The following is a 24888-nucleotide window of genomic DNA, read 5'->3' as shown; positions in this document are numbered from 1 at the left end:
TGCGTGGCAGGCGAACATGATCAGTTCGCCAAAAGAAATAACGCAACAATCGAACGCGCGCGTTCGACTGGAGAAACAGGGTGTCGCCGGGATCAGGTTATCGCGTGCCGGGCGGACATACCGTCGCCGCGATAGAACTCATTCGCCGCGCTGACGGCGCAACTCTTCCTCGACTGCATCGCGCACCCATTCGCTCATCCGGCCTTCGAGCGCCATCGCGACTTCGCGCGTGATCGCCGACACGAGTTGCGTCGAATGTTCGCGCAGCACTTCGCGGCAGCGTTCTTCGATGAGCGCGCGCGCATCGCCTGTCAGGAAGTTCGTGAAGCGGCCGCGCAGCCGCTCGGCGATCTGGTCCGCGTCGTATTCGATCGCGGCGTTGATCGACGGCGCGCGCGCGTATTCCGGCTTGCCGGGCACGACGACATCGGTCAGCGTCGGAATGGAGGAATCGAAGGATTCGGGCTTGTCGGTCATCTCGGGTGGTCTCCTTTGTCACTGCCAGCGTAGCGCACGCAACGCGCGCTTTCTGTTCGCTCAACCGCCCTGATTGTGCGTCTCGATCGCATAGCCGCGATCGCGATAGAAGCGATAGCGCTCGCGGCCCGCGGCGAGTTCGTCGCCCTCCCTGCCGACGATCTCGACGAGCCGCTCGAAGCGCGCGAACTGCGCGGACACCGGCGCGCCGAGATTCACCAGCACCTGATGATGCGGCGCTTCATCCAGATTCGACGTGAGCACGACAGGCGTGTCCAGCGCGAGCGCGCTCTTCGCCATGCAGTGCGGCACGAATTCGAGCGGCTGGAAGGTCCACAACTGCTCGTCGAACGCGGCGAGACGCGGCGGTTCGGCGAGCACGACGAGCGGCTTGCCGCTCGCATACACCTTGCGCGCGAGGCGGCAGGCGTAGGCGAGCGGATCGCCGACATTCGTATGGAAGTCGATGCGTGTCATGCGCCCGCGCGATCGATCAGGAACTGCGAAAGCAGCGGCACGGGACGGCCCGTCGCGCCCTTCGCCGCGCCGCTCTTCCACGCGGTTCCGGCGATATCGAGGTGCGCCCACGGATACGCCGTCGCGAAGCGCGACAGGAAGCACGCCGCCGTCACGCTGCCGGCCGGACGTCCGCCGATATTCGCGACATCCGCGAAATTCGACTTGAGCTGGTCCTGATACTCGTCGTCGAGCGGCAGGCGCCATGCCGGATCGGACGCTTCGCGCGATGCGTCGAGCAACTCGCCCGCGAGCGCGTCGTCCTTCGAGAAGAGACCGGTGTTGTGATGCCCGAGCGCGATGATGCACGCGCCCGTGAGCGTCGCGATATCGACCACGGCGGCGGGCTTGAAGCGCTCCGCGTAGGTCAAGGCGTCGCACAGGATCAGGCGGCCTTCGGCGTCGGTGTTGAGCACTTCGATGGTCGTGCCGTTCATCGCCGTGATGATGTCGCCCGGCTTCACCGCGTTACCCGCGGGCATGTTCTCGCAAGTCGGGATCACGCCGATCACGTTGAGCTTCAGGCCCATTTCGGCGACCGCGCGCATCGTGCCGAACACGGAACCCGCGCCGCACATGTCGTACTTCATCTCGTCCATCGCCTCGCCCGGCTTGATCGAGATGCCGCCCGAGTCGAACGTGATGCCCTTGCCGACCAGCACGATCGGCGCGTTCTTGCCCTTCGTCTTGCTCGCTTCGACGCCCGCGCCCTGGTAATGCATGACGATGAACTGCGGCGGCTCGACCGAACCCTTCGCCACCGACAGGAACGAGCCCATGCCGAGCGCCTCGATCTGCTTCTGGCCGAGCACCTCGACCTTCAGCTTGAAGTCGCGGCCAAGCTTCTTCGCGGTCTGGCCGAGATAGGTCGGCGTGCAGACGTTCGGCGGCAGATTGCCGAGATCGCGCGTGAGATCCATGCCGTTCGCGATCGCGACGCCCTGCTTCACCGCGACCCTGGCGGCTTTCTCGTCCGCGGAATCGATGCTGAACACGATCTTCCTGAGCGAGCGCGCACCGTTGTCGGGCTTGCTCTTCATCTGCGTGAATTTGTAGGTCAGCTCGCGCAGCGCGAGGATCGCGGCGCGCACGGCCCACACGCCGTCGCGCTCCTGGACCGGCAGTTGAGCGAGCGTGAAGGTCGCCTGGCCGATCTTCGAGCCGAGCAGCACGCGCCACGCGGCGCGCACGGCTTCGCCATAGGCTTTCTGATTGAAGGCGTCCTGCTTGCCGAGCCCGACGAGCAGCACGCGCGATGCGCCGATGCCGGTCACTTCGGGCACGAGCAGCGTCGTGCCGGCGCGGCCGCTCATGTCGCCGGCTTTCACGACGCGCGAAATGAGGCCCTTGGTGGCGACGTCCATGTCGCGCGCGGCGCCCGTGAGCGTCTGCGCTTCAAAGATGCCGAGCACGATGACATCCGACTTTCCGGTAAGGAAACCATTTGCCTCGCCTTTGCTCCAATCACAGGCTTTTATGCTAAAGTCCATCGCGCTTATCCTCGGATAAAATCTAGGCTGAAGGATGAAAGCCGCAATTATCCGCTATTTTTTCCGCGGCGGTCACAGGCGCAAAGCGAGGATGAGCACGATGCCCTTCCCCTTCGCCACAAGATGCGTGCATGATTCCGCATCCCCGCCGGCAAATCGCAAAATTCAATGATCTTCGAACGCTCCCTGCAGCGCGAACTCGCGTATACGGCCGGCGCCGTGTTCATGGTCCTGCTCACGATCATGCTCACGACGATGATGATCCGCATCGTCGGCTTCGCGGCGCAAGGTCAGATCGACCCGAAAGACGTCGTCGTGCTGATCGGGCTTACCGTCATCGGCTATCTCGCGGTCATGCTGATCGTGACGCTGTTCGTCTCCATCCTCTTCGTGCTCACGCGCTGGTATCGCGACTCGGAAATGGTCGTGTGGCTCGCGTCGGGCGTGAGTCAGACGCAGCTCATCAAGCCGATCGCCGTGTTCTCGACGCCGATCATCATCCTCATCATGTTCTTCGCTTTCGTCGGCTGGCCGTGGTCGAATCAGCAGAGCAAGCTCATCAAGCAGCGCTTTCAGCAGCGCGATGAAGTGTCGCTGCTCGCGCCGGGCCAGTTCCGCGAATCGCCGGCGAGCCATCGCGTGTTCTTCATCGAGAAGATGTCGCAGGATCAGGGGCACGTCGAGAACGTGTTCGTCACGAGCACGGAAGGCGGCAAGGTCAACGTGATCGTTTCGAAGAACGGGCACACCGAAACGCGTCCCGACGGCGACCGCTTCATCGTGCTCGACAACGGCCGCCGCTACGACGGCGAGCCCGGCCAGCCGAACTTCCGGATCATGGAATTCGAGCGCTATGGTGTGAAGATAATGAGCCGCCAGGTCGTCAACACGCCGACGACCACGGGCATCTACACGCCCGATCTGCTCGCGGATCCGACCAAGGAAAATCTCGCGGAGTTCGCGTGGCGCGCGGGCTTGCCGATCATCGCCATCAATCTGATGCTGCTCGCCATTCCGCTTTCGTATCAAAACCCGCGCCGCAGCCGCACGATCAATCTCGTGATGGCCGTGCTCATCTATCTCACGTATTCGAACCTGCTGAACGTCGCGCAGTCGTGGATCGAGCAAGGCAAGCTGTCGTTCGGCGTGGGACTCGTCGGGCTGCACCTCGTCGTGGGGGCGCTCGTCGCGTTCATCTTCTGGCTGCGGATTCGCAACCGGCCGCTCTTCAGGCTCTCGTCGCTGACGGGTTCAAAGGGGGCCTGACATGTTGCGCATCTACGAACGATACTTCGCGCGCCAGATATACCTCGCGTTCATCTTCATCCTGTTCGCGTTCTCGGGGCTGTTCTTCTTCTTCGACCTGATCAACGAGCTGAACACGGTCGGGCACGGCAAATACAACTTCATGCTCGCGGTGCTGCGCGTCGGGCTGCAGACGCCTTCGCGCTTCTACGAGATCATTCCCGTCGCCGCGCTCATCTCGGCCATTTACGTCTTCGCGCAGATGGCGGCAGCCTCGGAATTCACGATCTTCCGCGTGTCGGGGCTTTCGACCGGCGCGGCGCTGCGCTCGCTGATGAAGATCGGCATTCCGCTGGTGTTCATCACGTACCTCATCGGCGAAGTGATCGGGCCGTACACGGACCAGTTGTCCGAGCGAGTGCGGCTTGAGGCGCTCGGATCGTCGGTGTCATCGAATTTTCAGTCGGGCGTGTGGGTCAAGGACACGTTGACGGCGAAAGAGAACGGCGAACAGGTCACGCGTTTCGTCAACGTCGGCACGCTGAACCCCGATACGACGATCGCCAACGTGCGAATCTACGAGTTCGATTCGAAGTTCCGCCTGACCAACGTACGCATCGCGAAGACGGGTGTGTACGCGCCGCCCGGCCACTGGAAGCTCACCGGCGTGACCGACACCCGCCTGAACGACGCGCCGCCGCAGGCCGTCAATCCCGGCGACACGTTGAATCCGGTGTATCGCGCGACGCAGACCACGCTGCCGGAGTACTCGTTGCGCTCCGAGCTGACGCCGCAGATTCTGTCGGTGCTGCTCGTGTCGCCGGACCGGATGTCGATGTTCAACCTCTTTCGCTATATCCAGCATCTGACGGAGAACCATCAGGACGCGCAGCGCTATCAGATCGCGTTCTGGCGCAAGATTCTTTATCCGTTCGCGGTGTTCGTGATGCTGATTCTGTCGCTGCCGTTCGCGTACCTGCATACGCGCGCGGGCGTGGTCGGCGTGAAGGTGTTCGGCGGCATCATGATCGGCATGAGCTTCCAGTTGTTCAACACGCTGTTCTCGCATATCGGCAATCTGAATACCTGGCCCGCGCCGCTCACGGCGGCCGCGCCCGCGCTCGCCTATCTGGCGGTCGGGTTGATCGGACTGAAGTGGGTCGAGCGGCACTGACGTTTCTTCTCTGACGGAGAACGCGCGATGAAGAAGCACGGCATCATCCTGTTCGGTCACGGCGCGCGCGATCCGCGCTGGGCCGAGCCATTCGAGCGGCTTGCGCAGAAGTTGCGTGGTTCGCGCGGCGATCAGCCGGTGGCGCTGGCGTTTCTCGAGTTGATGTCGCCGGATTTGCCGGCCGCAGTGGCGCGGCAAGCCGCCGATGGATGCGATGCCATTACGGTCGTGCCCGTTTTTTTCGGACAAGGCGGGCATGTGCGTCGCGACTTGCCGGAGATCGTCGAGAAGTGCCGGAAGGCACATCCCGACGTTGCGATTTCCTGCGCGACGGCAGTCGGGGAAGATGACGCGGTGCTGGAAGCGGTCGCGGGGTATTGTTTGCGGCAGATGGGCGCGTAGATCAACGCTGGCCGTTCGGCCGAATGGCACCCTCCGAATCGAGCGCCTCTACTTGGATTGACTTTTCCGTATATCCGATTAGGCCCCGTATGAATCTGCTCATTTCCAAGTGGGCAATAGCCTCGCAGTACGCATTCCCGCGGCAGCAACTCGAAAAAGAAGAAAATCAAGCTCGTCGACTTTTGAATTCCGAGATCCAAAGCAAAAGGAGCGCACCGTCTCCGGTGCGCTCCTTACTTTGAGCCTGTCGAACGACATCAAGCCGCCGCCTGCATCCCCTTCAAATGCACCTTCGGCTTCACCGCCGACGCCCGTTCGCGAAACGCCTCACCGATCATCAGCAAGCTCGGCTGCGACGGATCCAGCCACTCCTGCGCCTCACCCAGCGCCATGCGCGCGAGCGTCAACGTCAGCGTGCGTTCGCGCGGCGTGCTGCACGCCTCGACGATCGCCACCGGCGTCGAGCCGGGACGTCCCGCATCGATCAACTGCTGCGCGATGTCCGGCGCGCTGTCGCGGCCCATGTAGAACACGAGCGAATCGGCCTTCGCCTGCTCGCGAATCTCGTCGCTGTCCGCCGCACGCGAATGCGTCGCCAGTGCGACGCTGCGCGCCACACCGCGCAAGGTCAGCGAGCGCTTCAGCGTCGCCGCGCTCGCGAGCGCCGCCGTGATGCCCGGCACCACTTCGAACTCGATGCCCGCAACTTCGAGCGCGCGCATTTCCTCGTCGGCGCGGCCGAAGAGCATCGGATCGCCGCCCTTCAGACGCACCACGACACCGTGTTCCAGCGCGGCATCGACGATCTGCTTGTTGATGAAGTGCTGCGCCGTCGAACGCTGTCCGCAGCGCTTGCCGACAGCAATCTTCTTCGCGTTGAGCGCGTAGTCGAGCATCGCCGGTTCGACGAGCGCGTCGTGCAGCACGACGTCCGCCTGCTCGAGCAAGCGCATGCCGCGCACGGTGATGAGATCCGCCGCGCCCGGCCCCGCTCCGATCAGATAGACCTTACCCATTGCAATCATCCGTCGCTAAATGTCGATCAAGCCGCGATCGAACGAATCATGCCGGCGGCGACCGTGTGATGCGTCGCTTCATCGATCAGCACGAACGCGCCGGTGCCCTGATGCGTATCGTACTCGTCCGCGACGATCGGCTTCTGCAACGTGAGCGCCACGCGGCCGATATCGTTCATCGCGAGCGTGCTGCGATCGACCGAATGCGACAGCGTATGCACGTCCAGCACCTGCTTCACCGCGCCGATGCGCGCGAACACCGTGTTCGTCGTCTGTTTCAGCAGATATTTGCGCTGCGGCGAAAGCGGCTCTTCGTCGAACCAGCAGAGGTCCGCTTCGAGCTTCTTCGCCGGCTCGACCTTCGCCGCGGCGGGCACGAAGGTATCGCCGCGCGACACGTCGACGTCTTCCGTCAGGCGAATCGTCACCGTCTGGCCAGCGAACGCGCGATCCACCGGCGCGACACCACCCGGCACCGGCGCGATGATCTCGGCAACCGTCGCTTCGCGGCCGGCGGGCAGCACGGTCAGCGCATCGCCGACGCGCACTTCGCCCGCTTCGACGCGGCCCATGTAGCCGCGGAAATCGTCGGCTTGCGAGCCGTCCTGACGCGCGACCCATTGCACCGGGAAACGCAGCGCCTGATCGTTCGGCTGCGCGACCGGCAGCGATTCCAGCAGATCGAGCAGCGGCTCGCCTGCGTACCACGGCATGCGCTCGCTCGCCGTCACGATGTTGTCGCCCTTCAGCGCCGACACCGGCACGAAGCGCACGTTCGACAGCCCGAGCTGACGCGCGAGCACGACGTACGCATCGCGAATCTCGTTGAAGCGCGCTTCGCTGTACTCGACCAGATCCATCTTGTTGATCGCGACGATCACGTGCTGCAGACCGAGCAGCTTGACGATCGCGCTGTGGCGCTTCGTCTGCGGCAGCAGTTGCGCGACGCCGTCCTCGAACGTGACGCGCGTTGCGTCGACGAGAATGATCGCCGCATGCGCCGTCGACGCGCCCGTCACCATGTTGCGCGTGTACTGCTCGTGGCCCGGCGTATCGGCGATGATGAACTTGCGCTTCGCCGTGGCGAAATAGCGATACGCGACGTCGATGGTAATGCCCTGCTCGCGCTCGGCTTCGAGGCCGTCCGTGAGCAGCGAGAGGTCGATTTCATCGCCGACCGTGCGCTTGTTCTTCGCGCGCGAAATCGCCGACAACTGATCCGACAAGACGGCCTTGCTGTCGTACAGCAGACGGCCGATCAGCGTGCTCTTGCCGTCGTCGACGGAACCCGCGGTGATGAAGCGCAACACGCCCAGATCTTCAGCTTGATAGATGCTCATGACTCGTTTCTTCCTGTGGCGTGATGCTTAGAAATAACCTTGCTTCTTGCGCTGTTCCATCGCGGCTTCGGAAGCCTGATCGTCCATGCGCGTCGCGCCGCGTTCCGTGATTTCCGTCACGGCCGTTTCCGCGATGATCTTCTCGACGTCATCGGCGTCGCTCGCGACCGGGCACGTGCAACTGATATCGCCGACGGTGCGGAAACGCACTTGCGCGATCTCGGCGGTCTCGCCTTCGCGCACCGGCGTGAGCGGCGTTACCGGCACGAGCAGGCCGTTGCGGCGCACGATCTCGCGGTCATGCGCGTAGTAGATGTTCGGCAGTTCGAGCTTTTCGCGCGCGATGTACTGCCACACGTCGAGCTCGGTCCAGTTCGAGATCGGGAACACGCGCAGATGCTCGCCGTTGTGCAGACGCGCGTTGTAGATGCTCCACAGTTCCGGACGCTGCGCCTTCGGATCCCACTGGCCGAATTCATCGCGGAACGAGAAGATGCGCTCTTTCGCGCGCGCCTTTTCTTCGTCGCGGCGCGCGCCGCCGATCATCGCCGTGTAGCCGTATTGCTCGATGGTTTCGAGCAGCGTCACCGCTTGCGCGGCATTGCGCGAATCCGTCTCGCGACGCAGACGCACCGTGCCTTTCTTGATCGAATCCTCGACATGACCGACGACGAGCTCCGCGCCGATCTCGGCCGCGCGGCGATCGCGGAAATCGATCACTTCCTGGAAGTTGTGACCCGTGTCGATGTGAACCAGCGGGAACGGCAGCGTCGTCTTGCGGCCCCCGCCGAGGCCGAACGCCTTGAGCGCGAGCGCCAGCACGACGACCGAATCCTTGCCGCCCGAGAACAGGAGCGCGGGCTTGCTGCATTCCGCGACCAGTTCGCGAATGATGTGGATCGACTCGGCTTCGAGCCAATCCAGGTGATCCATGCGAGTCGCCTTGTTGACGACCGGTGCGGTGACGTTAGAGTCGAGCGTCGTGCTCATGTTCGTCGATCCTTTTTCTAGCGGCGCTTCTATGAGCGCCGCGTTCAGTGACAGGGGGTAGTGCCTTAGATCGCGGAGCTTGGTGCTGCTTCGACGATCTTGATGTTCGTGATGTGCAAGCCGCATTCCTTCGTATCGCGCGATTCCCACCACCAGCGTCCGGCGCGGCTGTCTTCGCCGGGGCGCACCGCGCGCGTACAAGGCTCGCAGCCGATGCTCGGATAGCCGCGCGCGTGCAGCGGATTCACGGGCACATCGAAGGCTTTCAGGTAATCCCACACATCGGTTTCGGTCCAGTCCGCGAGCGGATTGAACTTGGCGATGTTGCGCGGCTCGTCGCGCTCTTCCTCGTGCAGCTCGGCGCGCGTCACCGATTGTTCGCGGCGCTGTCCCGTCACCCACGCGGAGACATCGGACAGCGCGCGATTGAGCGGCTCGACCTTGCGGATATGGCAGCAGCTCTTGCGCAAATCAATGCTTTCGTAGAACGCGTTCAGACCGTGATCGCGCACGTAGGCATCGACCGCGTCCTGTTGCGGATGAAACTGCTCGATGTCGTAGCCGTAGCGCGCTTTCACGGTATCGAGCATGCCGAGCGTTTCCGCGTGCAAACGGCCCGTATTCAACGAGAAGATGCCGATCTTCACACCGCGCGAAAGGATGGCGTGCGTCAGCACCATGTCTTCGGCGGCGAGACTGCTGGCTAGCTTGACGTTCTGGTGGCGCGCCGCGATCGAATCGAGCAGCGCATCCAGGCGTTCAACCTTGGCTTGCAATTCAGGCGTCATACATCAGGCTCCAAGCGCTGCGACGAGCGCCGCGCGACGACGGAACAGCGGTTCCGGATTGTCGGTCGCGCCCTGATACAGATTCGTGAACTCGGTGAACGCGTTGAGCGCGTCGTTGATGTCCTTGTCCGCGCGCACGGCGAACGCATCGAAGCCGCAGCGCGCGTGGAATGCAACCTGATCGCGCAGCACGTCGCCGATTGCGCGCAGTTCGCCCGTCCACTGATAGCGCTCGCGCAGCAAGCGGCCGATAGAAAAGCCGCGGCCATCGCGGAACACCGGGAAATCGACGGCGATCACGGAAATCTGCGCGAAATCCGCGACGATGTCGGCGGGTTCGTCGTCCGGCGCGAGCCACACGCCGATGTCTTCTTTCGCGCGCGACGCGACGATCGCCGGCTTGTGCTCTTTCCACAGCGCAAACGGCACGATGATCTTGCCGGCCGGCAGCGCATCGACGGCGGGCAACGTACCGTCTTCGGCGGCGCGCACAACGGTGAAACTGTCTTCGACGACCGCGCGGTTCTTGATAATCAACGTCATTTGCAGATCCTTAAGCGTGAGCCTGGCGCGATGCGTACACGCGCTCCTTGAACGGCGCCATGCCGATGCGGCCGAACGTCTCGATGAAGCGCTCGCCTTCGACGCGGTTATCGACGAAAGTGTCGATCACTTGCGCGATCACGTCGGGCATCTCTTCGGCCGAGAACGACGGGCCGATCACCTTGCCGAGATGCGCGCCGGTCGCGCCCGAGCTTTGCTCGCCGCCGAGCGTCACCTGATACCACTCCGAGCCGTCCTTATCGACGCCCAGAATGCCGATATTGCCGACGTGGTGATGACCGCACGCGTTGATGCAGCCCGAGATGTTCAGCGAAAGGTCGCCGAGGTCGTGCACGTAGTCGAGATCGTTGAAACGGTCCTGAATGGCGAGCGCGATCGGGATCGACTTCGCATTCGCGAGCGAGCAGAAATCGCCGCCCGGGCACGCGATGATGTCCGTCAACAGGCCGATGTTCGCCGTCGCGAAACCGAGCGCCTTCGCGCGTTCCCACACCGTGTGCAGATCGCGCTTCTTCACGTTCGCGAGAATCAGGTTCTGCTCGTGCGACACGCGGATTTCGCCGAACGAGAATTCATCGGCGAGCGCGGCGACGTCGTCCATCTGCTGATCGGTGGCGTCGCCCGGCGCGATGTGGCGCTGCTTGAGCGAGAGCGTCACGGCGGCGTAGCCCGGCACCTTGTGCGGACGCACGTTGCGCTCGACCCAGCGCGCGAACGGCTTGCTGTCGATCAGATGCTTTTCATAGGAAGCGTCGGTGTCCGCGAGCTTCTCGTAGACGGGCGGCGCGAAGAACTTCGACACGCGATCGACTTCTTCCTGCGTGAGCGTCGACGGGCCGTCCTTCAAGTGTTGCCACTCTTCCTCGACCTGCTTGCTGAACTTCTCCGGCGACAGCGCCTTAACGAGAATCTTGATACGCGCCTTGTACATGTTGTCGCGACGGCCGTAGCGGTTGTACACGCGCAGCACGGCTTCGCAATAAGTAAGCAAGTGTTGCCACGGCAGATCGCGCTTGATGATCGCGCCGACGATCGGCGTGCGGCCGAGGCCGCCGCCCGCGAGAATGTCCATCACGACTTCGCCTTGCGCGTTCTTCTTCAGATACACGCCGAGATCGTGGACTTGCACGGCCGCGCGGTCTTCCGCCGAGCCGTTCACCGCGATCTTGAACTTGCGCGGCAGCCACGCGAATTCCGGATGGAACGTCGACCATTGACGCAGAACTTCCGCCCACGGACGCGGATCGACCTGCTCGTCGGGCGCGACGCCCGCGAACTGATCGGCGGTGATGTTGCGGATGCAGTTGCCCGACGTCTGGATCGCGTGCATTTGCACCGACGCGAGCTTGCGCAGGATTTCCGGCGTCTCTTCGAGCTCGACCCAGTTGAACTGGATGTTGGTCCGCGTCGAGAAGTGACCGTAGCCGCGGTCGTGCTCGCGCGCGATGGTGGCCAGCATGCGGAGCTGGTCGCTGCGCAGGTTGCCGTACGGGATCGCGATGCGGTGCATGTACGCGTGGCGCTGCATGTACAGGCCGTTCTGCAAACGCAGCGGACGGAATTCTTCTTCGCTCAATTCGCCCGACAAACGTCGGCGGACCTGGTCGGCGTACTGCGCGACACGTTCGTCGACGATGCGTTGGTCGATCTGATCGTATTGGTACATTCGGGGGCCCCAAGTTCTTGTGTAAAGCGCAGCGTCCTAGGTTACGCGGCGCGTCTCGTCCATCGAATATCCATTGAGTCGCTATTGCCCGAGCCGTTCAGACTGAACGCTCATTTGCTTATGACAGATGGAGATATGGATATTGGAAAAATTGGACTGATAGTAAAGAACCTGCTATATATTGCAAACGACTGAAAAATTACTTTGATATGCCCGGTAGTAATAAACAAAGGCTATAAATGAATCTGCATCAGTTTCGCTTCGTGCGCGAGGCCGTCCGGCAGAACTTCAACCTGACGGAAGCCGCCAAGGCGCTGTATACGTCGCAGCCGGGCGTCTCGAAAGCGATCATCGAATTGGAAGACGAGTTGGGCGTCGAAATCTTCACGCGGCACGGGAAACGCGTGAGGTCGCTCACCGAGCCGGGGCGCATCATTCTCGCGTCGGTCGAGAAAATCTTGCAGGAAGTGGAAAGCCTGAAGCGCGTCGGTAAGGATTACGCCGCGCAGGACCAGGGCAATCTCGTCATCGCCGCCACGCATACGCAGGCGCGTTATTCGCTGCCGTCCGCCATCGCAGAATTCAAGAAGCGCTTCCCGAAGGTCCACCTTTCGATTCTGCAAGGCAGTCCGACGCAAGTCGCCGAAATGGTCATCCACGATCAGGCCGATATCGCCATCGCGACGGAAGCGATCGCCAACTATAAGGAACTGGTGTCGCTGCCCTGCTTCCAGTGGCAGCATCTGGCCGTCATGCTGCCGGATCATCCGCTGTTGGAGCGCAAGACGCTGACGCTCGACGATCTCGCGCAATTCCCGATCATCACTTACGAGGCGTCGTTCGCCGGGCGCACGAAGATCAATCAGGCGTTCGCGCTGCGCAATCTGACACCGGACATCGTGCTCGAAGCCATCGATGCCGACGTCATCAAGACTTACGTCGAACTGGGGCTCGGCGTCGGGATTCTGGCGGATATCGCGTTCAATCCGGAGCGCGATCGGCATTTGCGCGCGATGCCGGTCGGACATCTCTTCGGCACGAACGTCACGCGGCTCGCGCTCAAACAGGGCGCGTACCTGCGCAGCTATGTGTATACGCTCGTCGAACTGCTGTCGCCGTCGCTGAATCGCAAGCTGATCGAACAGGCGCTGTCCGGCGAGCACGAGAGTTACGAGCTTTGAATATCGGCGGCGCCCGCCGCCTAGAAAATCCTGCCCTTTTGGAGACCATCCGATGACGTTGTCGAAGTTCACGCGCCGGCTCGCTGCCGGCGTCGCCTTATCCGTAGTTGCCGCCGCCGCGCACGCCCAGTTGAAGGTCGGCATCGATCTGTCGAGCACCGGTCCGGCCGCCGCCATCGGCATCACCAGCAAGAACGCGATGCTCATGTGGCCGAAAACCATCGCCGGGCAGAGCGCGGAGTACATCATCCTCGACGACGGCTCGGATCCGGGCGCGGCCGTGCGCAACATCCGCAAGCTCATCAGCGAAGATCACGTCGATGTGATCGTCGGGCCGAACATCACGCCGGCGGCGCTCGCCGCGCTCGATCCCGTCGCCGAATCCGAAACGCCGATGATCACGCTGATCGGCTCGGCATCGGTCGTGGAGCCGCAGGAAGGCAAGAAAGTGTGGGCGTTCAAGATGGCGCAGACCGATCGCGCGATGGCCGACGTCATGACGCGCTACATGGCCAATCACGGCGTGAAGACGGTGGGTTTCATCGGCTTCGCGGACAGCTACGGCGATAGCTGGCTCAACGAGTTCACCAAGTTCGCCGATCTTCGGCATATCAAGATTGTCGCGAGCGAGCGTTTCAATCGCACCGATGCGAGCGTCACCGGCCAGATTCTCAAGCTGATGGCCGCGAAGCCCGACGCGGTGCTGATCGCGGGCGCGGGCACGCCGACGGTGTTGCCGCAGCGCACGCTCGTCGAGCGCGGCTACAAGGGCGCGATCTATCAGACGCACGGCATCGCGACGCCCGAGTTCATCAAGCTCGGCGGCAAGGACGTCGAGGGCACCCTGTTCCCGACGCAGCCGGTCGTCGTCGCGCGGACGCTGCCGGCGGATCATCCGTCGAAGAAGGCTGCGCTGGCGTTCGCGAATGCGTATGAGGAGAAGTACGGCAAGGGCACCGTGACGCAGTTCGCGGGCGATGCGGCGGGCGTGTATCCGCGTCTTCAGGACGCCGTGGCGCGCGCGCTGAAGACGGCCAAGCCGGGCACGAAGGAGTTTCGCGTGGCGCTGCGCTCGGAACTCGAGCATGCGCACGAACTGGTCGTGCCGAACGGCGTCGTCAATACGAGCGCGACGGATCACGTCGGTCTGGATCAGCGCGCGAGCGTAATGGGCGTCATCAAGAACGGCGCATTTACGTATCTCGCGCAGTAATGTCCTTTGTTCTGAAAACGCTGCTGTCGATGCTTGCCGGCGACGGCGTTTTCGGTCATAATCGCCGACTCGATTGGCTCGTTGGTTCGCTCTGTTCCGCTACGAGTCGATTCAGGCCCAGGTGGTGAAATTGGTAGACGCAGGGGACTCAAAATCCCCCGCCGCAAGGCGTGCCGGTTCGATTCCGGCCCTGGGCACCAGGATTGTTGAAAAAGCCGCTCCGTTGTGAGCGGCTTTTTTGCGTTTGGGGCACGGCTTCGGCGTCATTTCGGCATCTCGCCGGGTTTCGCGGCAATCTGCGTTTGAACGTTGCCTGAACCGCGCTCGACTTCGACGCGCGGCTCATCGCCCGCAGTCTTCCGATAAATCCAGCCCACGACGGGCGGAACGACGAACCTGGCGATCGCGTAAGCCAACACGACAGGCCAATACTCTCGAAAGAAACCCAGCACGAAGTTCAACATTTTTCCACCCACGCCTTCCATTCATTCACCGCGATCGAAAATACATAGTAGACCAGAGCATCCCGAAGAGGATGCATAGGCAGAATCGCCCGAACTTCCTCACTGAACGAAGCGACGAGCAAGTATATCCAGAGAAGCATCCCGATTAGAGAGGCGAAAATTCCCAGATTCGCGACAAGAAACGCCTCAGCGATTCGTCGCTCGGAGAACCATCGAGAATAGGCGCCGCGGCGAAGCTCACCCGGCAGCACCGTCAACGCAAGATTCAGACTGACGCTCGACGCGACGAGCGAAATCGGAAAGAAGTCATCCCTGCCCGGCTGCTTCAGCGCCACCCTCAAGATGTACTCGATCGCGCCCATGAATAGCGGCAGTCCGACGATCAGTTGCCGCGCCGTCGCGTCGAAGCCCTTCGATTGCATTGTCATCGTCCATATGTGCGTGATGACACGCAATTTCGCCGATGACGCGAGCGCGCGTAAGTCGTCCGTCCAGCTATGTGCGCTCTCGCGTAGACGCGCACTGCCGCGTCAGCAAAAAATGGCCTCCATCGGCATTCGGAACCCCGGCGCGCGGAGCATCGCGGGGATGCTCGCACGCGCAGCGCCCGCATTTCGGGTTGCTTAGGACCCTCTCGATGTCGTGACCCGCTCGCGCGACGCGCCGAGCCATAACTCGAAGAAAGGTACGACATGAATCGACCTGATCACTCGCTGTCTCTCGACTCCGTCATCTGCAAGCGCTGCAACACCGTTTCCCCTGCCTCGGAAGACACCTGCCCCGCGTGCGGCGCCGATCGTCAGGGCGCGATTTTCACGAGCCGCGCGGCCGAAGCCGCCGCGGCCGCCGCGGCGCCGGTGCCCGCGCCGCTCGACATTCTCGACTGGGACGATAGCCACTGGCTGCAGCGCCTCGTGCGCCGCAGGATGCTGACGTCCTATCCGAACTTCGTCGAGCCCGATGCGCAGGATCAGCGCAAGCCCGCCCGCACCGGCATGGCGATGCTGGTCGGCGGGGTGGTCGCCAGCATCGCGGTCGGCGGATACTTCTATGCGCGTCTGGACGACAACGCGCCGTCGCCGAGCGCGGAGCCCGGTATCAGCGCGGCGGGATCGATTCGCGACGGCGCCTCCGGCGCGTCCAAGGCCGATGCCGCGCGGCACGCATCGTTGGCGCGCTCCAAAGCGGATACGCCGAGTGCGCAGCCTGTCCCGTCAGCGACGACGACAACGACGATCGCGAAGAAGCCCGCGCCGATAGCGGAAACCGCGTCTGTCGCGCCGCGCGTCACGGCATCGAGCATGTTGCCGACGACGCCGCACGTTGCGGCGAACGCGGCTCCGGCGAGCAACGCGTCGCCAGCCATGATCGCAACTGCGAAGCCCGCGACGCCCGTTCCCACGACGAACGCAGCCGCCGCGACAGCCGCATCGGTCGCTGCCGTCGCGCCGCCGACCAAGCCGACGACACCGGTCGTCGCATCGCTGCAGAAGCCTGAACCGCGCGTGGTCGCGACGATCGCCGCAGCGGCGCCGGTGCCGCCGAAACCGGTGACGCAAGCGCCGGCGCCCGTCGCTCGCGCGATCGAACAGCCTCGAAATACCGCGCCCGTCGCCCGACAATCCGAACAGCCGCGCAGCACCGCGACGGTCGCCTCGATCGACAAACCGCCCACGCCCGCCACGCCCGCCGTTCAGCCTGCGCCGGAGCCGCTTCCCGCAGCCGTCGCGCGGAGCATCGCGGCGGCTCAGCAAGCGCTCGCCGGGCGCGACCTCGCGGCGGCGCGCCGTCACATGCGCGGCCTCTCGGCGAGCGAGCCGCGCACTCCGGAAATCCAGCAGCTCGCGGCCGAATTGTCGCGTCAGGAACGTGCGCGCGACGGCGCGATAGCGAACGCGCGCGCCTGCGCCGCCAACATGGAAGCGGCGTGCGCGTTGCGCAACGCACGCCGCGCGGTCGCGCTCGACCCGCGCAACGGCCAGGCGCAGGCGACGCTGCGCCGCGCGCTCGCTGTGCAGAACGAGAGCAACACCGAGTACTTCCGCCAGGCGAGCGGCATCCCGAAGCCGGTCGTCCCGACGATGACCTACGACGGCCGTTGGAACGCGCACGCCCATCATTCGGGGATACCGGATGACGACGATTCGCGCTTCACGCTCTTCGGCCTGGGCGTGCCGGCCGTATCGAAGGGACGCGGCGACGCGCATTGATGTACTGACGCGCCATTCAGCATGATGCAAACGGAATAAGCCGCAACGCACATCCGTTTAAAGGTGACGAACGAGCTGCCGGCGAACCGCGCCGAAGGAGTCACCATCATGCAAACCGGATTGTTGCGCCGTCTGGTGGTTTGCGCCGCCGCGGTCGTCTCGCTCGCGGGCATCGCCTCGTGCGGCGGCGGCTCGGACGACAACATGCCGACGGCGACACGTTTCAAGATGTCGATCGTCGTCTCCGATGGCGCCGTGTCCGCGCCTCACACCGACCCGAATCTGAAGAACGGCTGGGGCGTGGCGTTCAACCCGAACGGCTTCGTTTGGGTCGCCGACAACGGCACGCAGACGGCCACGCTCTACGACGGCAACGGCGTCGTTCAGTCGCTGGTCGTATCGATCCCTCCGAGCGCGTCCGGGCCCGCCAAACCGACAGGAATCGTCTTCAACAAGGGACCGGATCTCACGCTCTCGCGCAACGGCAAGTCGGGCGTCGCCGCGTTCGTCTTCGCGGGAGAAGGCGGCTCGATTACCGCGTGGGCGCCCGCCGTCGACATGACGCACGCGTTCACCGCCGTCGATTCGAGCGCGTCGGGCGCGATCTACAAGGGACTCGCGATCGCCACGACGTCGACGGGCGCGCATCGCCTTTACGCGACCGATTTCCATAACAACAAGGTCGACGTCTTCGACGGCACGTTCACGAAGATCGCCGTGCCCGGCGGCTTCAGGGACGCGCAGATTCCGGCGGGCTTCGCGCCCTTCGGCATTCAGACGATCGTCTCGAAGATATTCGTCACCTACGCGAAGCAGGACGGCGACGCCGAGGACGACGTGCCGGGCGCGGGCCTGGGCTTCGTCGACGTGTTCGACATCGACGGCAATCTGACGCAGCGCTTCGCGGCGAACGGGCCGCTCAACGCTCCGTGGGGCATCGCGCAGGCGCCCGGAAACTTCGGCACGTTCAGCAACGATATCCTCATCGGCAATTTCGGCGACGGCGCCATCAACGCGTTCGATCCGAATACCGGCGCGTTCGTCGGCGCGCTCACGGATACGGGCGGCGCGCCGCTCGTGCAGCACGGTCTGTGGGGCATCGCGTTCGGCAACAACCTGAACGCGCAGCCGTCGAACACGCTGTTTTTCGCCGCCGGGCCGAACGACGAAGCCAACGGCGTGTATGGCCGCATCGACATGCAATGACGCGCACGCGACGATTCCCTGGGCGATGACGCTGGCCGCGGACGCATGGCCGTCCGAAAGCGCATCGCCACGCTCGGCGCCGCCCGCGGTTCGGGCGGCGCTTTTTTTGGCGATGCGAAGCGCGCCGGCGCGCGCGGACCGAAAGCGCGGCTTGCTAGAATGCGCGCTTCAACTCCGCTCATCCGATGGACCTCGAAACCCTCCTCTTCTCCCAAGGCTTCGGGTCGCGCCGCCAGTGCCGCGGCATCGTGGCCGAAGGCCGCCTGCGCATCGCGGGCATCGTGCGCGACGATCCGCACGCCCATCTCCCCGTCACCCCCGGTCTCGAATTCGAAGTCGACGATCATCTCTGGACGTATCGCGAGAAGGCGTACATCGCGCTCAACAAGCCCGCGGGCTACGAATGCTCGCGCGATCCGCAGCATCATCTGAGCGTGTTTCATCTGCTGCCGCCGCAACTCGCCGAGCGCGGCGTGCAGGCCGTCGGCCGGCTCGACCAGGACACGACCGGCCTGCTGCTGCTTTCCGACGACGGCGCGTTCGTGCACGCGTTCACGTCGCCCAAGCGCAAGGTGCCGAAGGTCTATCTCGCGACCGTGCGTCATCCGCTCGACGGTCTGCAACTCGCGAAGTTGCGCGAAGGCGTGCTGCTGCACGGCGAGCCGAAACCGAGCGCCGCGCTCGCCGCCAAACAACGCGGCGAACGGCTGCTCGAACTCACCGTGCTCGAAGGCAAATACCATCAGGTCAAGCGCATGGTCGCGGCCGCGGGCAACCGCGTGGAAAAGCTGCATCGCGAGCGGGTCGGCGGTTATGCGTTGCCCGACACGCTCGTCGAAGGCGCATGGCGCTGGCTCGAAGACGCCGATCTCGCCGCGTTGCGAAACACTTCGCATTGAGCATGCAAATCGGTGAATCCCCTCACCGGCGGACGCTGCGATGCAGCATGCCTTCCACGTTTCGTACTCTTATACTGGTCTAACGGATACCAAAATGATTACGAAAAAAGCAGGAGGGCATCATGGTCTCCCAATCGGCCGTTGCGCTGGTAGCGTTCGTCGCGCTGTGCGCAGTCCTCATCGGGGTGCTGGGCTTCGTCATGCACATGCGCCACAAGTATTCGCCGAATCTCATCGGCGCATTGATCGGCGCGTTGATGTGCTTCGTTCTGCTGGAAACGATTCCGGCGCTGATCTAACGCCGCGCGTTCTGCTTTAGGAACGCGTCGACCGTCGGATGGCGCAGCACGTAGCCCAGTTCGCGCTTCAGGCGCGTGTTGGCGAGCCGCCGCGATTCGCGCATGAACGAAAGCGTGACCGGCTCCAGGCGCGTTTGCGCTTCGCTGCGCGAAATGCGCGGCACGCGCGTCAGGCCGAAGGCATCGGCCACGCGGTCGAAGTAATCCGCCATGCGCAAATCCGTGTCGTCCGACGCGTTCACGACGCGCTGCGCACGCCCGCGCGCGAGCGCACGCACGAGAATGGCCGCGAGATCGTCGGCGTGAATGTGGTTCGTGTAGACGTCGTCCGGTTCGGCGAGCGCGGGCATGCCCTTTTCGATGCGCGCGATCGGCAGGCGGTTGGCCGCGTAAATGCCCGGAATCCGCACGATCGACACCCGCCAGCCGCTTTTCACGCCCGCCGCGCGCAACTGCCGCTCCGCCGACACGCGCCGCCGCGCGCGTTCGTTCGCAGGCCGCGCAGGCCGCGTTTCGTCGATCCACGCGCCGGCGCAATCGCCATAAACGCCGGTCGTGCTCGCATAGACGAAACGCGTGCGCTGCCCGTCCCGGCGCTTCGCGGCCGCACGAAGACCGTCGGGTACAATGAAAGATGTTTTTCCGGCGCGATCCGCATGCAGCCAATGGCTTGCGGCGGCGCGCGCCACCGAGCGGCGCGGTCTGCGCAGCGCGGCGATCAGCGCGCGCGTGCGGCGGTCCGAATCGCCGTCGCGCTGAGGCGGCGCGAGATGCAGCACGTCGCGTGCGAGGCCGGCGAGCCTTGCGAGGCTGCGGCGCACGTCGAGATCGCCGGAAATGGGCGTCGCGCCGGCCGCGCGCAATTCGCCGGCGCGTTCGGGATGATGCGTGAGCGCGACGACGCGGGGCGCGGCGGCGCGCGCATGCAGAAGCGGCAACGCGCGCATGCCGACATCGCCGCATCCGACGATCAGGACGCGCGCGCGGCGAAGGTTTCGAGTGGCGATCATCGGAGCATTTTATCCGTCGCCTGAAACCCGCGTGCGGCGTCCGAAAAGACTCACGAGACAACTCCACACATCGCAGAAATCGATCTATGGCTTTCAACGTAACGCTCCGGCAAAGCGGCCGGCAGTTTCAAGTAGAACCCGACGAACCGGTGCTGACCGCCGCGCTGCGCCAGGGCATCGGCCTGCCGTACGGCTGCAAGAACGGTGCGTGCGGTTCGTGCAAGGGCGCCGTCGTGAGCGGCGAGGTCGAGCAGGCGCCGCATTCGTCGTCTGCGCTGTCGAACGACGAAAAGACGCGCGGCATGGCCCTCTTCTGCTGCGCGACCGCGCAGACGGATTTGACCATCGACGTGCGCGAAGTCGCGGGCGTCGGCGACGTCCAGGTGAAAAAGCTGCCGTGCCGCGTGAACGCGCTCGAACGCAAAGCCGACGACGTCATCGAACTGAAGCTGCAACTGCCCGCGAACGAACGCCTGCAGTATTACGCGGGCCAGTACATCGAATTCATCCTGAAGGACGGCAAGCGCCGCAGCTATTCGATGGCGAGCCCGCCGCATCACGAAGGGCCGCTCGAACTGCACATTCGCCACATGCCGGGCGGCACGTTCACGGATCACGTCTTCGGCGCGATGAAAGAGCGCGACATCTTGCGCTTCGAAGGCCCGCTCGGCACGTTCTTCCTGCGTGACGAGTCCGACAAGCCGATCGTTCTGCTCGCTTCGGGCACGGGTTTCGCGCCGATCAAGGCGATCATCGAACATGCGGTCTTCAAGAATCTGAATCGCCCGATGACGCTTTATTGGGGCGGCCGCCGCAAGAAGGATCTCTACATGATGTCGCTCGCCGAACAGTGGGCGCGCGAGGTTCCGAATTTCAAGTTCGTGCCGGTGCTCTCCGAACCCGACGCCGGCGACGCCTGGACGGGCCGCACGGGCTTCGTTCATCGGGCTGTCATCGAAGATCTGCCAGACTTGAGCGGCTATCAGGTGTACGCGTGCGGCGCGCCCGTGATGGTGGAATCGGCGCAGCGCGACTTCACGCAGCATCATCGGCTGCCGGAGGACGAGTTCTACGCGGATTCGTTCACGAGCGCGGCAGATCTCGCGCATCCCGTGTGAGCTTGCACACAACGTGCACGCGGACAAAAAATCCGCGTGCACGGTTTACAGGCGGCAACCGCTTAACGTATCCTTCGCGAATGCTCAAAACCCTGAACGCACTTCGACGTCGCCGCTCGCCGCTTCCCTAGGGATGCCGCTGGCTCGTCACGCATTGCGCTCACGGTTCGGTCTTGTCGAAGCGTACGAAATGAAGCCACGGAAATCCGTGGCTTTTGTTTTTTTCCGCATCGTTTTCCTCTTTTTCTCGCACTAGCCTTCGTGGAGCCCGCTGTCATGAATTTCAATGAGTACCCCGTTGATTCGCTGATGTACATCACGAACCGTCCCGAGATCGTGTTCACGCATGGCAAGGGTTCCTGGCTCTACGACAACACGGGCAAGCGCTATCTCGACTTCATCCAGGGCTGGGCGGTGAACTCGCTCGGCCACTGCAACGAAGGCATGATCGAGGCGATGGAAAAGCAGGCGCGCACGCTGATCAACCCGTCGCCCGCGTTCTACAACGCGCCGATGGCGCAGCTCGCCGGCCTGCTCACCGCGAACAGTTGCTTCGACAAGGTGTTCTTCGCCAACAGCGGCGCGGAAGCGAACGAAGGCGCGATCAAGCTCGCGCGCAAGTGGGGCAAGAAGTTCAAGAACGGCGCGTACGAGATCATCACGTTCGACCACAGCTTCCACGGCCGCACGATCGCGACGATGTCCGCGAGCGGCAAGGCCGGCTGGGACACGATCTACGCACCGCAAGTGCCGGGCTTTCCGAAGGCCGATCTGAACGATATCGCGTCGGTCGAGAAGCTCATCAACGAGAAGACCGTGGGCGTGATGCTCGAGCCGATTCAGGGCGAAGGCGGCGTGATTCCCGCGACGCGCGAATTCATGCAGCAACTGCGCGAATTGACGAAGAAGCACAACATCCTGCTCATCGTCGATGAAGTGCAAAGCGGATGCGGCCGCGCGGGAACGCTGTTCGCGTACGAGCTGTCGGGCGTCGAGCCGGACATCATGACGCTCGGCAAGGGCATCGGCGGCGGCGTGCCGCTCGCGGCGCTCCTGTCGAAGGCGGACGTCGCGTGCTTCGATGCGGGCGATCAGGGCGGCACCTACAACGGCAATCCGCTGATGACGGCGGTCGGCTACTCGGTGATTTCGCAACTCGTCGCGCCGGGCTTTCTCGAAGGCGTGCGCGAGCGCGGCGAGTATCTGAAGCAGGAACTGCTGAAGCTGTCGGACGAGCGCGGCTTCCAGGGCGAGCGCGGCGAAGGTTTGCTGCGCGCGTTGCTGCTCGACAGCGACAAGGGTCCGCAAATCGTCGAGAAGGCGCGTCTGATGCAGCCCGACGGCCTCCTCCTCAACGCGGCGCGCCCGAATTTGCTGCGCTTCATGCCCGCGCTCAACGTGACGAAGGACGAGATCGACCAGATGATGACGATGCTGCGTTCGGTGCTCGATTCGCTGTGATCATCCGCACTTTCGATGCAGGCGATCGCGACGCCGTGATCGCCCTGTGGCGCGATGTGTTTCCGGAGTACGCGGACGCATCGCGGCCGCAGCGCGATCCGGCGCTGTCGATCGAGAACAAGATGCGCGCGCAACCGGAGCTGTTCTTCGTCGGCTCGATGGATGGCGAAGTGATCGGCACGGTGATGACCGGTTACGACGGGCATCGCGGCTGGGTGTATTCGCTTGCTGTCACGCCTGCGCTGCGCGGCCGCGGATACGGCAGTGCGTTGATGAAGCACGCGGAAGCGGCGTTGACGAAGCTCGGCTGCCCGAAGGTGAATCTGCAGATTTTGTCGTTCAAGACGGAGCTGCGCGGGTTCTATGAAAGGCTCGGGTATCGGATGGATGAAGTGGTGAGTTTGGGGAAGCGGCTTTGACGCGCGAACTCAGGCTGAACGCTTCGACAAGGCCGCTATCTTTCTCAGATGTCGACCAGGTTCAACAAGAAAAGCAGATTTGAGGCATCTCGTCGACGGCCGCTGCGCGTCTTTGCTTTCTTTGCGGATTGCGCGCCGCATCTTCTACCGACGAGCCGCGCACCTTGAACGACGGATTGGGTTCGATCGAAATGTTGCGAAAGACCACGTCCGTTGTGCCGCTTTCTTCCCTGTATTTCAGCGTCAGGTCTACGTTGTAATCAGTGAGCCAAACGCCGTCGTACTCCACGACGAATCCGCTCTGCGTCGCTACTGAGCAGTGGGTTTCGACTGCGGAGCCGGTGAGCGAAGCAAACACGTCGAACGCCGGTTTTGTGTTTCCGACCCGGCACTGCATGCGCTTTTCGCCCTTTCGGGAAGGCTGAGGAACGGACATATCAAATTCCGCCCCTTTGACCAGGGTCTGTGGGGTCGCGCGGATCGCAGGGCTATCTTTGAGGTTCGCCATGCCGATCTGGCTATCGCCCCACAGTCCTGAGAACGCAGGTCCGCCATTCGGTAGTAGGTCCGGAAATAGGCCCATGTAACCGCACTATCTCCAGCGGTCGTGACGCTTTGCTCCGAAACGACACCATTGTCGTGACGGTTCACAAGAGTTGACGTGAAGGGCACACGCTTCAGTGGTGAGCGTGAATCGACCCAATCTGCTTCGATGATCAGTCGCTTGTAGGGAAGAATCTGGCTGCCCTTAGCGGGAAGACCGCGTTGCACCACCTCGCCATAGCTTCGAAAAGTATTGGCGCAGCATCGCGCCCTGCGGCGAATCCGGGTCGATACCTGATGATGCAAGCCGCGAGTTGAAGTCCGCCAAGTCTCTCGTCTCGGCGGATACGGGTGCGATCGGTTGAGTCTGTCCTGTCGCCGTCGCTATCGAGAGGAAAGCGAAGGCAGCCAAGAGCCAACGTATGATTTTCAAGCGTTGCATATATTCTTATCTGATCTGAGAGGTTCGAATGTGAATGGCCGAGCGAAAGGCGATGCAAGGCTCGCGATCATTGCGAAGTTGAATTCGAATCCGTGTCAACTCTCGCGTCGGCACATTTGGCAGCGCGTGTCACAGCGACGGGTTCATCCATGTCATGGCCGTCGATAAGACGAACGGATATCCAGCACTGCCTGCCCCTCATCTCGAGAAACGCATCGTAGTCACGGCCCGCAACCGGACTGAAAGTCACACGCGGTGGAGTACACCACCAATGGGCGTTACCCGCACTGCCGCTCGTTCCCATGCTCAGGACAATCGGCTGGCCGCCCGCCACCACATACTCTCTGATGGAATCCTTGAACTCCAGGCCGTCGACTCGCATGAACTCGCGCGGGCTCGGCGGCATGCCGATAACCTCGCTCCGCGACGAATATTTCCAATTGGCAAAAAAACCGTCGTCACCGGCCACCCATTCAGCTCCCTCGACGGAACCGCCATAACAGGCGTGATTGGGAAGGTACGAGGCAGTGCGCGTTCCGTTGCCGGAGAGAAGTCTGATACGCGCAGAGACCGCGCTATCGTATTCCGGCGCCGCGACGGTCACGTTATGACTGGGCTGCGGAAACAATCCGCAGCCCGTCAGTGCCATCGTGGCTGCGATGAGGAGGTGGCCGCGCTTCGGCAGCTGGCTGAGACCGGAGGTGAACATCGCGCAAAATCCCCGATTCTTGATCGGCATCCTGAGCTTCGATAGT

The 24888-nt window shown here is 63.2% G+C and carries 26 protein-coding genes and 1 tRNA gene; 13 read left to right on the top strand and 14 right to left on the bottom strand.

The features are described from left to right. Window positions 1–138 precede the first annotated feature (138 nt). From QCE58_RS04375 to QCE58_RS04365, 3 genes are read right to left on the bottom strand one after another with little or no spacing between them, the layout of a single operon-like run. Complete coding sequence (locus QCE58_RS04375) at window positions 139–477, bottom strand: DUF2486 family protein (RefSeq protein WP_008351113.1); 339 nt, start codon at window positions 475–477, stop codon at window positions 139–141. A 60-nt stretch (window positions 478–537) separates the two neighbouring features. Beyond that, entirely contained in the window at window positions 538–954 is a 417-nt protein-coding gene (locus QCE58_RS04370; RefSeq protein ID WP_250520964.1) for a DNA polymerase III subunit chi, read from the bottom strand. Next, complete coding sequence (locus tag QCE58_RS04365) at window positions 951–2483, bottom strand: leucyl aminopeptidase (protein WP_034472942.1); 1533 nt, start codon at window positions 2481–2483, stop codon at window positions 951–953. The genes QCE58_RS04370 and QCE58_RS04365 overlap by 4 nt, the downstream gene beginning before the upstream one ends. Before the next feature lie 168 nt (window positions 2484–2651). Between QCE58_RS04365 and lptF the strand changes: the two genes are divergently transcribed. The 3 genes from lptF to QCE58_RS04350 are packed head-to-tail and all read left to right on the top strand — an operon-like array spanning window position 2652 to window position 5304. Then, complete coding sequence (gene lptF / locus QCE58_RS04360) at window positions 2652–3749, top strand: LPS export ABC transporter permease LptF (RefSeq protein ID WP_250520963.1); 1098 nt, start codon at window positions 2652–2654, stop codon at window positions 3747–3749. Between the two features lie 4 nt (window positions 3750–3753). Continuing rightward, window positions 3754–4902, top strand: a complete 1149-nt coding sequence (gene lptG / locus QCE58_RS04355; RefSeq protein WP_008351117.1) for an LPS export ABC transporter permease LptG — start codon at window positions 3754–3756, stop codon at window positions 4900–4902. Window positions 4903–4929: 27 nt separating this feature from the next. Further along, the gene (locus QCE58_RS04350; RefSeq protein ID WP_008351118.1) at window positions 4930–5304 is read left to right on the top strand and encodes a sirohydrochlorin chelatase; all 375 of its coding nucleotides are present in this window, start codon (window positions 4930–4932) and stop codon (window positions 5302–5304) included. Window positions 5305–5561: 257 nt separating this feature from the next. Here the strand turns inward: QCE58_RS04350 and cobA are convergent, their stop codons facing one another. The 6 genes from cobA to QCE58_RS04320 all read right to left on the bottom strand — a co-directional run bounded on the left by cobA (window position 5562) and on the right by QCE58_RS04320 (window position 11668). After that, window positions 5562–6320, bottom strand: coding sequence for a uroporphyrinogen-III C-methyltransferase (cobA, locus tag QCE58_RS04345; RefSeq protein ID WP_250520962.1), 759 nt, complete (start codon window positions 6318–6320; stop codon window positions 5562–5564). Between the two features lie 26 nt (window positions 6321–6346). Next, window positions 6347–7660, bottom strand: coding sequence for a sulfate adenylyltransferase subunit 1 (locus QCE58_RS04340; protein ID WP_008351120.1), 1314 nt, complete (start codon window positions 7658–7660; stop codon window positions 6347–6349). A gap of 27 nt (window positions 7661–7687) precedes the next feature. Beyond that, complete coding sequence (gene cysD / locus QCE58_RS04335) at window positions 7688–8650, bottom strand: sulfate adenylyltransferase subunit CysD (protein ID WP_008351121.1); 963 nt, start codon at window positions 8648–8650, stop codon at window positions 7688–7690. A 65-nt stretch (window positions 8651–8715) separates the two neighbouring features. Continuing rightward, entirely contained in the window at window positions 8716–9438 is a 723-nt protein-coding gene (locus QCE58_RS04330; protein WP_008351123.1) for a phosphoadenylyl-sulfate reductase, read from the bottom strand. 3 nt (window positions 9439–9441) lie between these two features. Then, on the bottom strand, window positions 9442–9981 hold the full coding sequence (locus QCE58_RS04325) for a DUF934 domain-containing protein (RefSeq protein WP_034472943.1): 540 nt from the start codon (window positions 9979–9981) through the stop codon (window positions 9442–9444). A gap of 10 nt (window positions 9982–9991) precedes the next feature. Beyond that, window positions 9992–11668 carry a nitrite/sulfite reductase gene (locus QCE58_RS04320; protein WP_008351126.1) on the bottom strand — a complete coding sequence of 559 codons (1677 nt, stop codon included), beginning with the start codon at window positions 11666–11668 and terminating at the stop codon, window positions 9992–9994. A gap of 239 nt (window positions 11669–11907) precedes the next feature. Here QCE58_RS04320 and QCE58_RS04315 point away from each other — a divergent pair, with 239 nt between their 5' ends. From QCE58_RS04315 to QCE58_RS04305, 3 genes are all read left to right on the top strand, one after another. Then, window positions 11908–12849, top strand: coding sequence for a CysB family HTH-type transcriptional regulator (locus QCE58_RS04315; RefSeq protein WP_008351128.1), 942 nt, complete (start codon window positions 11908–11910; stop codon window positions 12847–12849). Window positions 12850–12901: 52 nt separating this feature from the next. Further along, window positions 12902–14062 carry an ABC transporter substrate-binding protein gene (locus tag QCE58_RS04310; RefSeq protein WP_008351129.1) on the top strand — a complete coding sequence of 387 codons (1161 nt, stop codon included), beginning with the start codon at window positions 12902–12904 and terminating at the stop codon, window positions 14060–14062. A 115-nt stretch (window positions 14063–14177) separates the two neighbouring features. Then, window positions 14178–14262, top strand: a tRNA-Leu gene (locus tag QCE58_RS04305). A 63-nt stretch (window positions 14263–14325) separates the two neighbouring features. Here the strand turns inward: QCE58_RS04305 and QCE58_RS04300 are convergent. Both QCE58_RS04300 and QCE58_RS04295 read right to left on the bottom strand, forming a co-directional pair. Continuing rightward, window positions 14326–14547 carry a hypothetical protein gene (locus QCE58_RS04300; RefSeq protein ID WP_175982804.1) on the bottom strand — a complete coding sequence of 74 codons (222 nt, stop codon included), beginning with the start codon at window positions 14545–14547 and terminating at the stop codon, window positions 14326–14328. Next, window positions 14520–14948 carry a hypothetical protein gene (locus QCE58_RS04295; RefSeq protein ID WP_250496655.1) on the bottom strand — a complete coding sequence of 143 codons (429 nt, stop codon included), beginning with the start codon at window positions 14946–14948 and terminating at the stop codon, window positions 14520–14522. The genes QCE58_RS04300 and QCE58_RS04295 overlap by 28 nt, the downstream gene beginning before the upstream one ends. Before the next feature lie 270 nt (window positions 14949–15218). Here QCE58_RS04295 and QCE58_RS04290 point away from each other — a divergent pair, with 270 nt between their 5' ends. The 4 genes from QCE58_RS04290 (at window position 15219) to QCE58_RS04275 (ending at window position 19140) form a co-directional block, all read left to right on the top strand. Continuing rightward, complete coding sequence (locus QCE58_RS04290) at window positions 15219–16736, top strand: hypothetical protein (RefSeq protein WP_250520961.1); 1518 nt, start codon at window positions 15219–15221, stop codon at window positions 16734–16736. 108 nt (window positions 16737–16844) lie between these two features. Continuing rightward, complete coding sequence (locus tag QCE58_RS04285; RefSeq protein ID WP_250520960.1) at window positions 16845–17942, top strand: TIGR03118 family protein; 1098 nt, start codon at window positions 16845–16847, stop codon at window positions 17940–17942. Window positions 17943–18127: 185 nt separating this feature from the next. Beyond that, window positions 18128–18841, top strand: coding sequence for a pseudouridine synthase (locus QCE58_RS04280; RefSeq protein WP_008351140.1), 714 nt, complete (start codon window positions 18128–18130; stop codon window positions 18839–18841). 122 nt (window positions 18842–18963) lie between these two features. Then, window positions 18964–19140 carry a hypothetical protein gene (locus QCE58_RS04275; RefSeq protein ID WP_008351142.1) on the top strand — a complete coding sequence of 59 codons (177 nt, stop codon included), beginning with the start codon at window positions 18964–18966 and terminating at the stop codon, window positions 19138–19140. On the opposite strand, the gene QCE58_RS04270 is transcribed toward QCE58_RS04275, so the two are convergent. Next, complete coding sequence (locus QCE58_RS04270) at window positions 19137–20150, bottom strand: NAD-dependent epimerase/dehydratase family protein (protein WP_250520959.1); 1014 nt, start codon at window positions 20148–20150, stop codon at window positions 19137–19139. The two genes, QCE58_RS04275 and QCE58_RS04270, sit on opposite strands and share 4 nt — an antisense overlap. An 86-nt stretch (window positions 20151–20236) precedes the next feature. Here QCE58_RS04270 and QCE58_RS04265 point away from each other — a divergent pair, with 86 nt between their 5' ends. The 3 genes from QCE58_RS04265 to QCE58_RS04255 all read left to right on the top strand — a co-directional run bounded on the left by QCE58_RS04265 (window position 20237) and on the right by QCE58_RS04255 (window position 23148). Then, entirely contained in the window at window positions 20237–21268 is a 1032-nt protein-coding gene (locus tag QCE58_RS04265) for a CDP-6-deoxy-delta-3,4-glucoseen reductase (RefSeq protein WP_008351145.1), read from the top strand. A 276-nt stretch (window positions 21269–21544) separates the two neighbouring features. Further along, complete coding sequence (locus QCE58_RS04260) at window positions 21545–22729, top strand: acetylornithine transaminase (RefSeq protein ID WP_250433993.1); 1185 nt, start codon at window positions 21545–21547, stop codon at window positions 22727–22729. Further along, window positions 22726–23148, top strand: a complete 423-nt coding sequence (locus QCE58_RS04255) for a GNAT family acetyltransferase (RefSeq protein ID WP_008351148.1) — start codon at window positions 22726–22728, stop codon at window positions 23146–23148. The genes QCE58_RS04260 and QCE58_RS04255 overlap by 4 nt, the downstream gene beginning before the upstream one ends. 61 nt (window positions 23149–23209) lie before the next feature. Here the strand turns inward: QCE58_RS04255 and QCE58_RS04250 are convergent, their stop codons facing one another. Then, complete coding sequence (locus tag QCE58_RS04250) at window positions 23210–23656, bottom strand: hypothetical protein (RefSeq protein WP_250520958.1); 447 nt, start codon at window positions 23654–23656, stop codon at window positions 23210–23212. A gap of 544 nt (window positions 23657–24200) precedes the next feature. Further along, complete coding sequence (locus tag QCE58_RS04245) at window positions 24201–24872, bottom strand: hypothetical protein (RefSeq protein WP_250520957.1); 672 nt, start codon at window positions 24870–24872, stop codon at window positions 24201–24203. Window positions 24873–24888 lie beyond the last annotated feature (16 nt).

This window comes from Caballeronia sp. LZ028 (assembly GCF_031451415.1).
In the GTDB taxonomy this organism is placed as follows: Bacteria; Pseudomonadota; Gammaproteobacteria; order Burkholderiales; family Burkholderiaceae; genus Caballeronia; species Caballeronia zhejiangensis.
Note: the sequence above shows the minus strand (reverse complement) of the source record. Positions and strands in the feature narration are given on the sequence as shown.

What these genes read in the sequence shown, in the direction of transcription:
- QCE58_RS04270 (WP_250520959.1), bottom strand. Translation starts at nt 20,150, where the DNA reads ATGATCGCCACTCGAAACCTTCGCCGCGCGCGCGTCCTGATCGTCGGA.
- QCE58_RS04375 (WP_008351113.1), bottom strand. Translation starts at nt 477, where the DNA reads ATGACCGACAAGCCCGAATCCTTCGATTCCTCCATTCCGACGCTGACC.
- QCE58_RS04285 (WP_250520960.1), top strand. Translation starts at nt 16,845, where the DNA reads ATGCAAACCGGATTGTTGCGCCGTCTGGTGGTTTGCGCCGCCGCGGTC.
- cysD (WP_008351121.1), bottom strand. Translation starts at nt 8,650, where the DNA reads ATGAGCACGACGCTCGACTCTAACGTCACCGCACCGGTCGTCAACAAG.
- QCE58_RS04325 (WP_034472943.1), bottom strand. Translation starts at nt 9,981, where the DNA reads ATGACGTTGATTATCAAGAACCGCGCGGTCGTCGAAGACAGTTTCACC.
- QCE58_RS04365 (WP_034472942.1), bottom strand. Translation starts at nt 2,483, where the DNA reads ATGGACTTTAGCATAAAAGCCTGTGATTGGAGCAAAGGCGAGGCAAAT.
- QCE58_RS04280 (WP_008351140.1), top strand. Translation starts at nt 18,128, where the DNA reads ATGGACCTCGAAACCCTCCTCTTCTCCCAAGGCTTCGGGTCGCGCCGC.
- QCE58_RS04260 (WP_250433993.1), top strand. Translation starts at nt 21,545, where the DNA reads ATGAATTTCAATGAGTACCCCGTTGATTCGCTGATGTACATCACGAAC.
- QCE58_RS04330 (WP_008351123.1), bottom strand. Translation starts at nt 9,438, where the DNA reads ATGACGCCTGAATTGCAAGCCAAGGTTGAACGCCTGGATGCGCTGCTC.
- QCE58_RS04245 (WP_250520957.1), bottom strand. Translation starts at nt 24,872, where the DNA reads ATGCCGATCAAGAATCGGGGATTTTGCGCGATGTTCACCTCCGGTCTC.
- QCE58_RS04320 (WP_008351126.1), bottom strand. Translation starts at nt 11,668, where the DNA reads ATGTACCAATACGATCAGATCGACCAACGCATCGTCGACGAACGTGTC.
- QCE58_RS04310 (WP_008351129.1), top strand. Translation starts at nt 12,902, where the DNA reads ATGACGTTGTCGAAGTTCACGCGCCGGCTCGCTGCCGGCGTCGCCTTA.
- cobA (WP_250520962.1), bottom strand. Translation starts at nt 6,320, where the DNA reads ATGGGTAAGGTCTATCTGATCGGAGCGGGGCCGGGCGCGGCGGATCTC.
- QCE58_RS04300 (WP_175982804.1), bottom strand. Translation starts at nt 14,547, where the DNA reads ATGGAAGGCGTGGGTGGAAAAATGTTGAACTTCGTGCTGGGTTTCTTT.
- QCE58_RS04265 (WP_008351145.1), top strand. Translation starts at nt 20,237, where the DNA reads ATGGCTTTCAACGTAACGCTCCGGCAAAGCGGCCGGCAGTTTCAAGTA.
- QCE58_RS04295 (WP_250496655.1), bottom strand. Translation starts at nt 14,948, where the DNA reads ATGCAATCGAAGGGCTTCGACGCGACGGCGCGGCAACTGATCGTCGGA.
- lptF (WP_250520963.1), top strand. Translation starts at nt 2,652, where the DNA reads ATGATCTTCGAACGCTCCCTGCAGCGCGAACTCGCGTATACGGCCGGC.
- QCE58_RS04250 (WP_250520958.1), bottom strand. Translation starts at nt 23,656, where the DNA reads ATGGCGAACCTCAAAGATAGCCCTGCGATCCGCGCGACCCCACAGACC.
- QCE58_RS04370 (WP_250520964.1), bottom strand. Translation starts at nt 954, where the DNA reads ATGACACGCATCGACTTCCATACGAATGTCGGCGATCCGCTCGCCTAC.
- QCE58_RS04315 (WP_008351128.1), top strand. Translation starts at nt 11,908, where the DNA reads ATGAATCTGCATCAGTTTCGCTTCGTGCGCGAGGCCGTCCGGCAGAAC.
- QCE58_RS04275 (WP_008351142.1), top strand. Translation starts at nt 18,964, where the DNA reads ATGGTCTCCCAATCGGCCGTTGCGCTGGTAGCGTTCGTCGCGCTGTGC.
- QCE58_RS04290 (WP_250520961.1), top strand. Translation starts at nt 15,219, where the DNA reads ATGAATCGACCTGATCACTCGCTGTCTCTCGACTCCGTCATCTGCAAG.
- QCE58_RS04340 (WP_008351120.1), bottom strand. Translation starts at nt 7,660, where the DNA reads ATGAGCATCTATCAAGCTGAAGATCTGGGCGTGTTGCGCTTCATCACC.
- QCE58_RS04350 (WP_008351118.1), top strand. Translation starts at nt 4,930, where the DNA reads ATGAAGAAGCACGGCATCATCCTGTTCGGTCACGGCGCGCGCGATCCG.